9 protein-coding genes are annotated in these 11,832 nt (G+C 63.1%); 2 read left to right on the forward strand and 7 right to left on the reverse strand.

The genetic code is table 11. The annotated features are described in order from the left end of the window. Positions 1-36 precede the first annotated feature (36 nt). Positions 37-573, reverse strand: a complete 537-nt coding sequence (locus tag ACVZUB_RS10775) for a hypothetical protein (protein WP_003940745.1) — start codon at positions 571-573, stop codon at positions 37-39. Between the two features lie 17 nt (positions 574-590). After that, positions 591-1,532, reverse strand: a complete 942-nt coding sequence (locus ACVZUB_RS10780; RefSeq protein WP_404649566.1) for an oxygenase MpaB family protein — start codon at positions 1,530-1,532, stop codon at positions 591-593. 87 nt (positions 1,533-1,619) lie between these two features. Between ACVZUB_RS10780 and ACVZUB_RS10785 the strand changes: the two genes are divergently transcribed. After that, positions 1,620-2,189: a TetR/AcrR family transcriptional regulator gene (locus ACVZUB_RS10785; protein WP_007727263.1), complete on the forward strand. Its 570-nt coding sequence runs from the start codon at positions 1,620-1,622 to the stop codon at positions 2,187-2,189. Here ACVZUB_RS10785 and ACVZUB_RS10790 read toward each other — a convergent pair. Next, positions 2,176-2,967, reverse strand: a complete 792-nt coding sequence (locus ACVZUB_RS10790) for a DNA-formamidopyrimidine glycosylase family protein (protein ID WP_007727261.1) — start codon at positions 2,965-2,967, stop codon at positions 2,176-2,178. The two genes, ACVZUB_RS10785 and ACVZUB_RS10790, sit on opposite strands and share 14 nt — an antisense overlap. A gap of 63 nt (positions 2,968-3,030) precedes the next feature. Next, positions 3,031-7,578, reverse strand: a complete 4,548-nt coding sequence (locus ACVZUB_RS10795; protein ID WP_482628407.1) for an ATP-dependent helicase — start codon at positions 7,576-7,578, stop codon at positions 3,031-3,033. A gap of 106 nt (positions 7,579-7,684) precedes the next feature. Between ACVZUB_RS10795 and ACVZUB_RS10800 the strand changes: the two genes are divergently transcribed. Then, positions 7,685-9,016: an anaerobic C4-dicarboxylate transporter family protein gene (locus ACVZUB_RS10800; RefSeq protein WP_003940851.1), complete on the forward strand. Its 1,332-nt coding sequence runs from the start codon at positions 7,685-7,687 to the stop codon at positions 9,014-9,016. Positions 9,017-9,054: 38 nt separating this feature from the next. On the opposite strand, the gene ACVZUB_RS10805 is transcribed toward ACVZUB_RS10800, so the two are convergent. Genes ACVZUB_RS10805 through ACVZUB_RS10815 form a run of 3 tightly spaced genes read right to left on the reverse strand, consistent with a single transcriptional unit; the run spans position 9,055 to position 11,804 of the window. After that, positions 9,055-10,146 carry an N-formylglutamate amidohydrolase gene (locus ACVZUB_RS10805; RefSeq protein WP_482628408.1) on the reverse strand — a complete coding sequence of 364 codons (1,092 nt, stop codon included), beginning with the start codon at positions 10,144-10,146 and terminating at the stop codon, positions 9,055-9,057. A 34-nt stretch (positions 10,147-10,180) separates the two neighbouring features. Further along, the gene (locus tag ACVZUB_RS10810) at positions 10,181-11,185 is read right to left on the reverse strand and encodes an acyl-CoA dehydrogenase family protein (RefSeq protein ID WP_082661482.1); all 1,005 of its coding nucleotides are present in this window, start codon (positions 11,183-11,185) and stop codon (positions 10,181-10,183) included. A gap of 55 nt (positions 11,186-11,240) precedes the next feature. Then, positions 11,241-11,804 (reverse strand): helix-turn-helix domain-containing protein, encoded by a 564-nt coding sequence (locus ACVZUB_RS10815; protein ID WP_482628409.1) that lies wholly within the window; start codon positions 11,802-11,804, stop codon positions 11,241-11,243. Between the last annotated feature and the right edge of the window lie 28 nt (positions 11,805-11,832).

Consider the following 11,832-nt stretch of genomic DNA (forward strand, 5'->3'; position numbering starts at 1 on the left):
TACGACCGGTCTGACTTCTTTTGCACTTGTGGCTCGTCAATGAGTGAGCACTATCTTCAACCCGACTATGAGGGTGGCGACGGCAGCGAGGCCGAAGGCTGCCAGATGTGTGTTCGTACTGACTTTCTCGCCGTGCAGTCGGCTGATCACGTAACTGGTGGAACCGATCCGCAGGATCAAGACGATTTCCGCGATCAACTGTGCCGTCCGTGGTTCCAGGAAGTTGAACCACGCCGTCGCGAGAATGACGACAGGAACAACCGCAGAGGTGAGGATCGGGACGGAATCGCGAAGCGAGTCGATTCTCTCCGCGGTCGTCAGTCGGCGATCGTTGCGAATGCTCTCGCCGACGCCCTCGGCAAATGTGTGGGCAATGTATGTCGACAATGCCGTGCCGACCACAATCGCGGCGCCGAGCGATTCCTGAGATTTCGTCACCGGTATGAGTGCGGCGAGGACAAGAATGTTGCCGTAGATGTACGCGGTGGTCCTCGCCGCCACACGTTCTTGTCCCAGCGGCGCACCGTGAGACGTGATCGGACGGTTCAGCAGGGTTCGCAGGTCCCACTCCATGTTCAGAGCATGGCAGATCAGACCCTGGGGCTGTAGTGCATCGGGTTATCTCGCTGCTCGAGCGGGGGCAGGTTGCGCGCCGGTGTGTGGACCAGTGGTGCATCGGCGGGGATTCGGCCGTCAGCTCGATCCCATCCCGCGCGAGCACGTGGCTGATACCGGTATCGCCACGGCACCAGACGGAAGACGGCGTTGACGGTGCGGCCGACAGCGTTGTGAATTTTCTGATCGCGACTGGTCCACGAGTAGCCGAGTAGGTCTCGAACCGGTTGGTCGTACATTCCGACCGTCAGCCACACGAATCCGCGGGCGAGGGGGATTCGGGCGAGCCGCCACAACGGATCGGGTAGCCACGTCATGTACGGGGGCTTGCCGAGTCCCGACAGGTCGAGGACGTCGCGGGTCGCCTTGTTGTCTTCGAGTACGTTGCGGCACATGTGGTCCCAGTACTCCTGAAATGCTTCCCAGGTCTCGGGAACAGGGCGCATGCTCATCTCGTACAGGCGGTACCACTGAATGTGCTCGGTGAAGAGCTGACGTTTCTGGGCCTCGGTCAAGCCACCGGAGAAGTTCTCGGCAGTGACGATGGTGCCCATGAAGAATGTTGCGTGCGCCCAGTAGAAAGTGTCGGGATCAAGTGCGTGATACCGACGCCCCAACTTGTCGACGCCCTTGATTCGTGTGTGATAGCCGCGGACTTCTTCGGCTGTCTGCTGCGCGCGATCGCCGTCGAAGACCACGCCTGCAATGGGATACAGCGAGCGGTACAGTCGTTCCCACCGCTCGTCGAAGAATTGCGAATGCTCCTCGACTCCGGCGCCGAGGCCGGGGTGCATGTTCTGCATCGAACCGGCCCAGACGCCTTGCAGCATCCCGCGCCAGTCGCCGAAATACTTCCACGTCAGGGAATCCGGACCGAGGGGAACCGGGGTGCTGCTGTCGTCAAGTTGACTACGCATGTTGTCAGATTAGGATCGACAACAGCGGTAGTCAAGGATCGGATACCGGGTGCATTGAAGATCAAGTGTCGGCGAAGTGGGGAAGTTGTGAGCATCGAAGAACGCAGGGCCACTCGAAAGGCGACGTTGTTCGACGTCGGAGTGACACTGCTCGGTGCGGTCGACGGTCCGGCCGTCAACGTGCGTGCGGTCTGCAAGGCTGCCGGTCTGACCGAGCGGTACTTCTACGAAAGCTTCACCGATCGCGATCAGTACGTTGTCGCGGTCCACACGTTTGTCGCCGAGCGTGCGCAGTCGGCGCTTGCGTCGGCAGTGGAGTCGGAGACGACATCCGAGGCCGTCGCCACCGCTGCGGTCGACGCTTTCGTCAAGCTCATGGTCGACGATCCGGCGATGGGGAGAGTGCTCCTGATCGCCCCGCTCTCGGAACCCGTTCTGAGCGGCCGCGGTATCGAATCGATGCCGGCGTTCGTCGACCTGGTGTACGACCAGTTGTCCGAGATCGCTGATCCCGTGGACAAGCAGCTGGTGGCAGTCGGACTGGTCGGGGCGTTGTTCACACTGTTCATCGGTTATCTGGACGGCACGATCGTCGTGGACCGTGATCGATTTGTCCGCCACTGCGTCAGGCTGCTGATCAACGCTAACCAGGCGTGAAGGGCTGGCAGGCCGGGCAGAAGAAGATATTTCGCTCGGTGAGCTGATCCGGTCCGAGGGTGTCCTCTGTGATGCGAGTTCCGCAACGGCGGCATGGTTTTCCGCGTCTGCCGTACACCCATGTCTGCCGACCGGGGCGGGTGTCGCCGGTGGTGACCCGGATGCGACGTGACTTGTTGACGTTGATGGTGCGAAAAGACAGATCCACTATCGCGTCGAGATTCCCCGCGAGATGTGTCGGCGTTTTCGGGTGAATACCTCGTAGGAAGCAGATCTCGTTTCGGTACACGTTGCCCAGTCCGGCCATCACCCGCTGATCCAGGAGCGCGATTCCGATCGGTACGGAGTCGGCGGCCCGAAGATTTCGGGCGGCCACGGAACTGTCCCAATCGGTCCCGAGCAGATCCGGTCCGAGATGTCCGACGGCCTCCTGTTCCTGCCCGAGTTCGAGGATCTCGGTGATTCCCAGTGAAAAGCCAACTGCTACAGAGTCTTCGGTGGCCAAGATGATGCGCGCTTGATGGGCGGGTCGGCGCCAGCGCTCGCCGGGGCGATAAATCTGCCACTGACCTTCCATCTTCAGATGCGTGTGAATGGACGCTTCGCCCACTCGGATCAGGAGATGTTTTCCGCGGCTGGCGACGGAATCCACGCGGTGGCCCGAGAGATCAACCGTGGCGTAACGAGGAACGCGGACGTCGCAGGTGGTGAGTACCTTCTCGGCCAGGGCAGCGCGCAGTTCATTGGCGGCCCGCCACACGGTATCGCCCTCAGGCATGGTCGCCGCACCCACACTTCAGGATCTCAACTTCCACGATCTCAATCATCATGACCCCAATCCTCATGACCGCAACCGGAATCCGCGAGGGGTGGCCGCGAAGCCGGCTTCGACCAGGACCGGAGCAAAATCGTTGCCGTGGATGGTCTCTCCGTCGACCTTCTCCACTACCAACTTGTCGATGGCGCGAGACGTCACCTTCTGAGCAAGTGACAGTGCTGCCAGGCGCAACGTTCCGCCGTCGTCGGTGAATGTCAGGATCGTGCGACCGCCGCGCTCGACGAACAGAACCAACTCACCCTCCACCAGAACTACCAATGCGCCGGCTTTTCGCCCGGGTCGGTGTCCTGGTGACTCTTCGCCCCCCGACGCCGGCCACGGCAGCGCCGCGCCGTACGGGTTTGCCGGATCGCACGCCGCGAGAGTGACTGCAGCCGAGGAGGTGTGGCGCCCCTCGATGGAATCACCGAACGTCCGCAAGCGGTCCACCACGGGAGGCGTCGAGAATTGAGCGCCGCCCAGGGTGTCCACGAAGTATCCGCGTCGAGCGCGCCCGTTGTCCTCGAACGTGCTCAGTACCTTGTAGATCAACGCGAAACCGCCCGGCACGTTCTCGCTCATCACCGAACCGCGGGTGACGACGCCGTATCGTTCGAGCAGCAGATCAGCCGTGGCGTGCGCCCGGATAGTGGGGTCAGGTTCGATACCTGGCAGCTGGAACCACCGACCGGAGGCGGTTGCCGGTCCCGTGCGCGCGGGCGTGGAAGCGCGGGCCATTCCGCGGTACGGACGGGCCCGCGGAACACGGCGAGGTGATCGGTGACTGGTTGTTGTTCTGGTGGTGTCGGAGAGAAGTGCGCGCAGCGGCGCAACGGTGTCGTTACCGATGTGTCCGAGCCACACCAACTCCCACAGTGCCGTTGTCACCGCACTGTCGACCGTGTCCGCAGCCGACTCCGTAGTTCGCAACGCGTCGACCAACTGGCGGAAGAAGTAGGCACCGCCGCCGGACAGCAGGTCGAGGATGCGCTTCTGCAATTCCGAGACGTCGGTGTCGGCGGGCGAATTGAGCGTGATCGGTGCCAGGTCGGCGGGGTGCAGCACTACCCACCCGTCTTTGCCCGAGATAGCTCCCGATCCGGACCACAGGACTTCACCCGTCGACGTGAGTTCGTCCAACATCGCGGGAGAGTAGTCGGCAACTCGGCTCGGCAGGATCAACGATTCGAGAGCGGACGCCGGAATCGGAACGCCGGCAAGTTGATCGACCACCGTTGCAACACCGTCGATTCCTCGCAGCGTGCCGCCCACGTGCTGCCAACTGGGAAGGAATCGCCCGAGCGTCGCGGTGCTGACCGGCTCGACCTCCTGCCGTGCCGCGGCGAGCGAGCGACGCCGCAAGCGACGCAGGACCTCGGCGTCGCACCATTCGCTCCCGGTTGCAGACGGGCGGAATTCACCTTCCAGCACCCGCTTTTCGAGCGCGAGCCGACCGAGAACGTCACGCGCGACTGATACTCCGAGACCGAAGCGTGCAGCCGCGTCGGCGAGAGTGAAGGGACCGTGGGTGCGGGCGTACCGGCTCAGGAGGTCGTCGAGTGGTTGATCGACCGGCTCGATGAACGCGGCCGGAACGCCGATGGGTAGGGGAACGCCGAGTCCATCGCGAAGCCGCGCTGCATCTTCGACGACGGTCCACCAGCTCTCGCCCGCATACGAGACGTGGAGGGCGCGTTTGTCCGTAACCAACTTCTCGAGCCATGAGACCGGGTCCTCGAGACAGCGTTCGGTGACTTCTTCGGTGGTCAGCGGGCCGAGCATGCGGAGGAGGTCGGCAACACCCTCGAGGTCCTTGGCCTTTCGGTCAGGGACGAGCCGTTGCAGTTCACGTTCGGCCTGCTCGATCACTCCGGCGTCGAGGAGCTCGCGTAGTTCGACGCGGCCGAGGAGTTCGGCCAACAGCGTGGAGTCCAAGGACAAAGCGGCGGCGCGTCGCTCGGCGAGGGGGCTGTCGCCCTCGTACATGAACGCACCCACGTAGTTGAACAGGAGCGCACTGGCGAACGGAGACGGAGAGGCCGTCTCCACCTCGACGATTCGAATCTGCCTTTTCTCGATCTTGCCGAACAATTCCTTCAGTGCAGGCAGGTCGTAAACTTCCTGCAAGCACTCGCGTACGGTCTCGAGCAGGATCGGGAAGGTCGGGAACTTGCGGGCGACGTCCAGCAGTTGCGCCGACCGCTGACGCTGCTGCCACAGTGGTGCACGTTTTCCGGGATTGCGGCGGGGGAGAAGCAGTGCGCGGGCGGCACATTCGCGAAATCGGGAAGCGAAGAGCGCGGAGCCGCCCACCTCTTGGGTGACCAGATCTTCGATGTCCTCGACGTCGAAGGTGAACAGTTCGGCGCCGGGAGGTTCGTTCTCGGTGTCGGGGAGTCGGATGATGATGCCGTCGTCGGAGGCCGTCGGGCTGGAATCGACGCCGTATCGTTCCTGCAGGCGCGCCCCGATGGCGAGGGCCCACGGTGCGTGAACCCGTTGGCCGTACGGGGAATGCAGCACCAGACGCCAGTCACCGAGTTCGTCGCGGAAGCGTTCGACCACCAGGGTTCGATCCGACGGCACCTGCCCGGTGGCATTCTTCTGCTCACCGACGAGTTGGATCAGGTTGGTAGTCGCGTTGTGATCGAGCCCGCCCACGCGGCAACGCTCGACGACGTCGGCTTCGTTGCCGAGAGCCGTTTCGCGGACGAACTGCCCCAACGCCTGTCCGAGTTCGGCGGGGCGACCGAGTCCGTCGCCGTGCCAGAAGGGCAAACGACCCGGCATGCCGTAGGCGGGGCTGACCAGAACCCGATCGAAGGTGATCTCCTCGATCCGCCAACTGGTGGCGCCGAGCGCAAAGACGTCGCCGACCCGGGATTCGTAGACCATTTCCTCGTCGAGTTCGCCGACGCGGGACGCTTTCTCGCCAACCATGTAGACGGTGAAGAGGCCGCGGTCGGGGATTGCGCCGCCGGAAGTGACGGCCAAACGCTGCGAACCCGGGCGGCCCGTGAGCGTGTTGGACTCACGATCCCAGACAAGGCGAGGACGTAACTCGGCGAACTCGTCCGAGGGGTACCGCCCCGCCAGCAAGTCCAGAGTCGATTCGTACGCCGAACGGGGAAGCGTTGCAAAGGAACCGCTTCGGCGCACCGTCTCGAACCAGTCGTCGACGTCGATCGGTTCGAGAGCGGTGGCCGCAACAGTTTGCTGAGCGAGGATGTCGAGGGGATTGGCCGGAACGGCCATCGCTTCGATCTTGCCTTCGACCATGCGCTCGACGGTCACCGCGCAATGAATCAGGTCGGTGCGATGCTTGGGGAAGACGACGCCTCGCGATATCTCGCCGACCTGGTGGCCGGCGCGACCGACACGTTGCAGGCCGCTGGCAACAGAAGGCGGTGCCTCCACCTGGATGACCAAGTCGACGGCGCCCATGTCGATTCCGAGTTCGAGACTGCTGGTGGCGACGACGCATCGCAATCGACCCGATTTGAGGTCGTCTTCGATGAGGGCTCGCTGGTCTTTGCTGACCGATCCGTGGTGGGCGCGAGCAAGGAGGGGTTCTGCGCCATAGTTGACCTCGGTGGGAGCCCCGATCTGCGCGGGCGGGCGAGATGTTTTCTCGACGGCCAGACCGATGCGTTCTGCATGAATCTCGTTGAGCCTGGCTGTCAATCGTTCGGCGAGGCGGCGAGAGTTGGCGAACACGATGGACGATCGGTGGTCGAGAACGAGGTCGACGATCTGTTCCTCGACGTGGGGCCAGATCGAACCGGCTTGCGGGGTGGGAGATTCGGAACCGTCGTCCGGCGTCGCGATCCCCAGTTCGGTCATGTCCTCGACGGGAACACGGACCGTGAGGTCGAATGTCTTGGCGGCAGGCGGTGCCACGATTCGGATCGGTGCCGAACCGGCGAGGAACCGCCCGATCTCCTCGTGCGGACGGACAGTGGCCGACAATCCGATGCGTTGCGCCGGACGCTCGAGCAAGCCGTCCAGGCGTTCCAGTGAGAGCGCAAGGTGCGAGCCACGCTTGGTACCCGCCACCGCGTGAACCTCGTCGACGATCACGGTGTCGACACCGACCAGTGTTTCCCGGGCAGCGGAGGTGAGCATCAGGAACAACGACTCAGGCGTGGTGATCAGGATGTCCGGAGGACGTTTGATCAACGAGCGTCGATCGGCCTGGGACGTATCGCCGGAACGGACACCGACGGTGATCTCGGGCGGGGTGAGGCCCAGACGCTTCGCCGTCTGCGTGATGCCGACCAGCGGCGCGCGAAGGTTCCGCTCGACGTCCACACCCAGCGCTTTGAGCGGCGAAATGTAGAGGACTTTGGTGGCGCGTTCGCCTTCGTCCTTGGCGGCGAGTTGATCGAGCGCCCACAGGAACGCCGACAATGTCTTGCCGGAGCCGGTGGGTGCGACGACAAGAGTGTGAGAGCCACTCGCGATGGATTCCCAGGCACCGAGCTGCGCAGCAGTCGGCGCGCTGAAAGCCCCGCCGAACCACTCGCGTGTGGCGGGCGAGAACCTACCGAGGACGTTGGTCACGACCACCATATTGCCCCTTCCCACCGACAGCGTGTTCGTGCCTGCAGCCGAAGTGCAGAGCATACTATTTGCCCTGTTATAGCGATTCTCTTGTTATCGAGAAGGCGAGTGCCTGATGGAAGCAGTCAAGATTGTCCTCGAGCTGGCGGTAGTGCTCGGGGCGATTGTCATGGGTACCAGATCGAGCGGTGTCGCTCTCGGTCTGTGGGGCGGCGCAGGTGTTGCCGTCCTCGTGTTCGTCTTCGGAGAGGACGTCGGCAGTCCGCCGGTCGACGCTCTCCTCATCGTCCTGTCCGTCGTCCTCGCGTCGTCGATGATGCAGGCGGCCGGTGGTATCGACTGGATGGTCACCATCGCGGCCAAGTTGATCGAATCTCGCCCGAAACAGATCACGCTGATCGCGCCGTTGGTGTCATTCCTGTTCTCGGTCGGTGCCGGCACGTCCAACATCCTCTACCCACTGCTCCCCGTCATCTACGACGTCTCGTACAAGAACGGTGTGCGGCCGTCACGACCGCTGTCGCTGTCAGTTGTCTCGACCGGTGTGGCGCTGGCGTGTAGTCCGGTGTCCGCGGCAATGGCGGCAATGGTCACGCTGACCGACGTGCCGCCCTACGATTTCGAACTCATCGACATCATCAAGATCACCTTCCCGGCTGCTGTTGTCGGCATCGTCCTTTCCTCCATCGCGGTCAACCGACTCGGCAAAGATCTCGACGACGACCCGGAGATACAGGCGAAGATGAAGTCGGGCGAATTGGCCGGACCTGGTGCAGCTTCCAAGACCGAACTCGTCTCGACGAAGACCGGACGAAACGCGGCACTGATCTTCCTGGCCGGCGTCCTGGCTATCGTGATCTTCGGCCTGTTCAAGGGGATTCGTCCCGAAGCTGCCGACGGTACTCCGATGGGGATGACACCGATCATCGAAATGCTGATGTTCGTCGTGGGTACGTTGATCCTGCTGGTGTGCCGCCCGAATGTCGCCGACGTGCCGTCGTCGACGGTGTTCCGTGCCGGTATGGTCTCGGCCATCGCGCTGTTCGGTCTGGCATGGCTGACGGACACGTTCATCAGCGCCCATTCCGAGCTGATCACGAGCACCGTCGGCGACTGGGTCAACGCCGCGCCGTGGATCTTCGCGCTCGGTGTCTTCCTGGTCTGTGTACTGACGACCAGTCAGTCGACCGCTACGAGGACCATCGTGCCGATCGGTCTCGCTGCCGGGATTGCACCCGGTCTGGTGAGCGGAATGTGGGCCGGAGCGTTTGCCGGCGTCTATCTGTTGCCGACAAACGGTTCGCAGATCGCGGCTGCGAACTTCGACCTCTCGGGCAGCACGAAGCTCGGTTCCAAGCTCGTCGACCACTCGTTCTTCCTGCCGACCATCATCTTGGCCGTCACGACGATTGCGGCCGGCGCGTTGTTCGGAGTGGTGCTCGGTTGAGTATTGCGGCTGAGTCAGCCCTGAGTAACAGCGCTGAGTCAGCTGTTGCGGTAGTGGTCCCAGCTCGCCTTGCACGCGTGGGCGAGTTGGTCCACCCGCTCGGCATCGGGTGTCGGCCAGTCGACGCCGGGTTCCATGATGTAGGCGGCCAGTTCGTCTCCCAGTAGGAATTCTCGTTTGAATTCGGCCTGAACCGCGCTCAACGTGATCCCGGCTTCGGCGGCGCGGGCGCTCAATTCGGCGAATCTCGCTCCGGCTCGGATGATTTCGAAACTGCCGAGGTACGGCTGATTGAGAGCGACCGCATCCGGATCGTCGACCTGAAATCCCTTGCGATGTGAGACCGCAAGTGTGCGAATGAGCTCCGGATCCATCGTCACGGGATTGTCGCCGCGTCGATTACCGTCGTGATCGCCACGATTGGAGAGTGCGACGACGTCGGGGAGTCGATCTGCTTCCGGCCGTTCGACATTGACGGCGCCGTCCCGCCGGGTGGTGTGGTTCATCGTGTCGTGGAACGACAACGTCGTGAACGATCGACCGAGTTCGAAGCTCTTCTCCACCATGGCTTCGATCAGTGTGTCGCGAGTTCTTTCGTAGACACCCAAACCGTGTTCGGCTGTCTCGGTGAAGGTCTCGGCGAGGTTCTTCCAGCCCGCGTCGTCGGTCGGCTCGAGCAGCAGGGGGTAGAACGAGAAGGTGACAGGGCGAACTGCGTCGACGCCGGTGAGGTCTGCTTTGTTGCCGGCACCGGCCTTGTCGACGCGGGCGAATGCTTCGCGCAGTGACACTTCCAGGTTTTCGGGCTTCGCACGGTTGGGATCGCGAATCATGCGAGGGTGCGGATTCTCCACGTATACGATGCGCGAATCGATTTCGGCCCAACGGCGCACGATGGGACTGGTGGACATGTCGGTGAAGTCGAATTGCAGCCGCTGTGTGAACTCGGGTGCGAGAAAACGTGAGAGTTCTGCTGGAATCGCGGAACCCGAGTGTGGGCAACTGACAAGAAGGTCGGCGTCGGCGATGGCGTCGTCGAGACTGCGGGAGTCGCGATCGGCATAGAACGTCAGGTCCTCCGGCGTGAACACGGTTCCGGCCGGGATGAGTACTGGTTCTCCACTGGTCATGAGCCCCAGCGTAATCGAGTACAACCTTGCGTACTCAGTATCCGCTGAGTCGTTCCACGAGAGCTGTTTTGATCTCCGGGCGACCAGCCGCGACAAGAGTGAAGGTGGCTTCACGCATGAGCCGCTCGGGGGTGTTGCTGCCGACCAGAGCGCGGCTTCCGGTCGCAGCCACGAGTGCGGCCGACGCGCGTATCGCAAGTTCCGACGCTCGGGCGCGGGCGGCCGACATGTCGCCGCCGTCGCGCAGTGCTGCATCGAGATCGGCGCGCGCCCGGGTGGCTTGTTCCTCGAACGCGTCGGTGTCGACTCCCAGATCCGCAAGTTCGGTGACAGCGCGGCGGGTGATGCCCATGGCCATCGCGCCGTTGAGCCACAAGCCGGGGAGCTGGGTGCTCTGGAATTGTTCGTCGCTGACGACAGCACAGACGTCGGTATCGGGAATTTCGAAAGCGTCGAACACGATTCGGACGGTGTTGCTTCCGCGCGCCGCGATCAGTGGAAGCTCCTCGATCGTCAGACCCGGGGCCTCGCCCACCGGTACGACGGAATGAACGATGGAATTGTCGAACTCGTCGCGCGCCGACACCAAGAGAACATCGACGATGCCCCAACCGGTGACGAAGGGGGCGATCCCGTCGAGGACGTAGCCGTCGTTCACCCGCTTCGCCCACAGGAGCGGTGGGCGGGGGATGGCGCCGGCATAGGCAACCCCACCGCGAATCGTGCCGGAAACCAGACCGTCCCAGTATTGTTCGCGCAGAGGTGCATTGGGACTCGCCGCCAGGGCTCCGACGACGCCGTGATGCTGCATCCAGGTGAACGTCGTCGCGAGGCAACCGCCGCACAAGGTTTCGAGGACCTCGACCAGTTCTTCGCTGCTGGGGCCACCCTCACCGAGGGCGGCGATGCCGTAGAAGCCGTCGGCGGCGAGCGCGTCGAAATGGCTGCTGGGGATTTCTCCGTCGGCGTCGACGCTGTCGGCGACGGGAAACAGAACGGTATCGGCGATTTCGCGCGCAAGTTCCGGCCACATGGTCACGCTGTCAGGGTAAGCCGTGAGCGGGGGGTTGTGGTGTGGAACCTCAGCCGCGCATCTAGAACGAGGGCGACGAACTCACGATGAGGAACCTCGCGACCGCATCGGTGCGATTGAACCACCGGTGCGGGATGGTCGAGGTGTAGAGGAGGGTGTCGCCTACGTGAAGAACGTGATGCTCGTCCAGTCCCACCTCGACCTCGACAGATCCTTCGAGAACATGAATGAACTCTTCGCCGGCGTGCTCGGTGTGCTCACCTGCCTCGGAATGAGGTGCTGCCGTGATCTCGTTGGGTTCCATGGTCCGTGAGCCGGTGGAGCAGAATCGAATCACCGAATCGTGTGCCAGTTCGAAGGTTCGCCCCTCGCCGGCGCGGACGAGGCTGGACGGAGTTCGCTCACCCTGTGCCAAGAGTGCGTGCGCCGTGGTGCCGAGCGATTGCGCGAGGCGATGAAGGTTCATGACACTGGGTACTGCGTGGCCGTTTTCGGTCTGGCTCAGGAAGGGCTGGGACAAGCCCGACTTCACGGCAACCTCGCGCAACGTCAGTCCGGCTTCTTTTCGCGCCGTCCGCACGGCAGCCCCGATTGCGGTCGCTATCGCCTTCTGGTCGTCGTCCATGTGCCGAAGATAGCAGTGCTCTGGTGAA

Source organism: Rhodococcus sp. OS5 (genome assembly GCF_056837585.1).

Bases quoted from the DNA above. Each gene is read 5' to 3' on its own strand.
- ACVZUB_RS10775 (WP_003940745.1), bottom strand. From the start codon at position 573: ATGGAGTGGGACCTGCGAACCCTGCTGAACCGTCCGATCACGTCTCAC.
- ACVZUB_RS10780 (WP_404649566.1), bottom strand. From the start codon at position 1,532: ATGCGTAGTCAACTTGACGACAGCAGCACCCCGGTTCCCCTCGGTCCG.
- ACVZUB_RS10790 (WP_007727261.1), bottom strand. From the start codon at position 2,967: ATGCCTGAGGGCGATACCGTGTGGCGGGCCGCCAATGAACTGCGCGCT.
- ACVZUB_RS10795 (WP_482628407.1), bottom strand. From the start codon at position 7,578: ATGGTGGTCGTGACCAACGTCCTCGGTAGGTTCTCGCCCGCCACACGC.
- ACVZUB_RS10800 (WP_003940851.1), top strand. From the start codon at position 7,685: ATGGAAGCAGTCAAGATTGTCCTCGAGCTGGCGGTAGTGCTCGGGGCG.
- ACVZUB_RS10805 (WP_482628408.1), bottom strand. From the start codon at position 10,146: ATGACCAGTGGAGAACCAGTACTCATCCCGGCCGGAACCGTGTTCACG.
- ACVZUB_RS10815 (WP_482628409.1), bottom strand. From the start codon at position 11,804: ATGGACGACGACCAGAAGGCGATAGCGACCGCAATCGGGGCTGCCGTG.